This window comes from Micromonospora sp. NPDC003776 (assembly GCF_053605645.1).
In genome coordinates this window covers 1-2188 of record NZ_JBSGJR010000826.1, presented here as the reverse complement: position 1 = coordinate 2188, position 2188 = coordinate 1, and the positions used below count along the sequence as shown (strand labels likewise).

Below are 2188 nucleotides of genomic sequence, written 5' to 3'. Positions count from 1 at the left end.
GGTCAAGGTGAACCCGATCGCCGCCTGGACCCAGCGGGACGTGGACGCCTACATCGCCCGCTACGACATCCCGGCGGCCCCGCCAGTCGCCGCCGGCCGCGCGGACCGCGCCGGCCAGCACCTGCCAGGGCGCCCGGCCGGCGGCCTTCAGCTCGGCGGAGAGCACCGGGTCCAGGCCGAGCAGGGCCCCGGCGTCCGCGTCGGCCAGGGCCCGGGCCACCCCCTCGTCGTACGCCTCGGCGCGCGGGTCGTCGTAGCCGGGCGCCTTGACGCCCCGGCAGGCCGACCCGTCCCCCAACACCAGCACCGCGGTACGCCCCGCCGCCTCGGCGGCGAGCGCCGCGCCGAGGTCGGCGCACTCGGCCGGGGGCGCGTCGGTGGCGACGGCGTGGGCCAGCCGGGGCAGGTCGGTGCCGGAGCGGCCGATCAGCCAGGCCCCGATGGTCAGGCTCAGCGGCAGCCGCTCCCCACCGGCACAGTTGACCTTCCACAGCCGCACATACCGGTCGACGCCGAAACCACGCAGTGAGCCGTAGTCGGCGGGGTTGAACTTCTCGGTCCGCGGGCCGGCCCCGACCAGCAGGATCACCTCGGGTTCGGCGGCCAGCAGGCCGGCGACGGCGGCGTCGCAGGCGGCGCGGAGGTGGTCCAGCTCACCGGCGGCGGCGCCGGCGACCTCGGGTACGAGCAGGGGCGGGTGCGGGCAGACGGCGGCGGCGACCAGTGGCACCGGTCCAACCTATCGGGACGCCCCGGTGCGTCCCCGCGCCGATCCGGTCATCGAGGCGCTACGACACCGTATGGTCACGGTCGACGACAGGCGCTCGACACGGACGGGGGCGGACCTGTGACAATGCCGGGAGTAACTTTGCTGCGCCGTGGCGGCGATCGAGGGGGCAGCCCCGTCGACGCCGGGAGAACGAGGATGGGCACATGAGCGACTGGACTGCCTTCGGACGGGTGGACGAGGACGGCACCGTCTACGTCAAGACCGCCGAGGGTGAGCGGGTGGTCGGTTCCTGGCAGGCGGGGGCCCCGGAGGAGGGGCTGGCCCACTTCGCCCGGCGCTTCGCCGACCTGGTGACGGAGGTGGACCTGACCGAGGCCCGGCTCAACTCGGGCGCGGCGGACGCCGGCCACTCGCTGACCACGATCCGGCGGATCCGCGCCTCGCTGGCCGAGGCGCACGTGGTCGGGGACATCGACGCGCTGGCCGCGCGCCTGGACAAGCTGGCCACGGTGGCCGAGGAGAAGGCCGGCGAGGCCAAGGCGGCCCGGGACGCCGCCCGGGGCGAGGCCCTGGCGCGCAAGACCGCCCTGGTGGAGGAGGCGGAGAAGCTGGCCGCCGAGTCGACCGGCTGGAAGACCGCCGGTGACCGGCTCAAGGAGATCCTCGACGAGTGGAAGACCATCCGCGGGGTCGACAAGAAGACCGATGGTGAGCTGTGGAAGCGGTTCGCCGCCGCCCGCGACGGGTTCACCCGCCGCCGGGGCGCCCACTTCGCCTCCCTCGACCAGCAGCGCAAGCAGGCGCAGACGGTCAAGGAGGAGCTGGTCGCGGAGGCCGAGAAGCTGAAGGAATCCTCGGACTGGGCGATCACGGCCAACCAGCTCAAGGACCTGATGGCCCAGTGGAAGGCCGCCCCGCGGGCGTCCAAGGAGGCCGAGCAGAAGCTCTGGGAACGGTTCCGCGCCGCCCAGGACCACTTCTTCACCCGCCGCAGCGAGGTCTTCTCCGCGCGGGACAACGAGCAGCGGGCCAACCTGGAGCGCAAGCAGGCCCTGCTCGCCGAGGCCGAGGCGCTCGACGTCGACGGCGACCCGAAGGGCGCCCAGGCGAAGCTGCGGGACATCCAGGCGCAGTGGCACGAGGCGGGCCGGGTGCCCCGCGAGGCGGCCGCCGGGCTGGAGCGCCGGCTGCGCGCCGTGGACGACAAGGTCCGCGAGGTCATGGACTCGGCGTGGCGGCGGACCACCAAGGAGGACAACCCACTGCTCGCCCAGATGCGGGCGCAGGTCGCCGAGGCCGAGGAGCGGCTGGCCCGCGCCCAGGCCGCCGGTGACGCCCGCCGGATCAAGGAGGCCGAGCAGGCGCTCGCCTCGAAGCGGCAGTTCCTCCAGCTGGCCGAGCAGGCCGGCTGACCTGACCCACCCCGGCAGCCCCCGCTCCCCTCCCGGGACCGGGGGC

The 2188-nt window shown here is 74.8% G+C and carries 2 protein-coding genes; one reads left to right on the top strand and one right to left on the bottom strand.

The window, feature by feature from the left end:
- Positions 1-730 (bottom strand): hypothetical protein (locus ACWEVO_RS35385; protein ID WP_452311761.1); only part of this gene is annotated, 730 nt, incomplete at its 3' end.
- A 203-nt stretch (positions 731-933) separates the two neighbouring features.
- Between ACWEVO_RS35385 and ACWEVO_RS35380 the strand changes: the two genes are divergently transcribed.
- Positions 934-2142, top strand: coding sequence for a DUF349 domain-containing protein (locus ACWEVO_RS35380; protein ID WP_452311760.1), 1209 nt, complete (start codon positions 934-936; stop codon positions 2140-2142).
- The last annotated feature ends 46 nt before the right edge of the window (positions 2143-2188 follow it).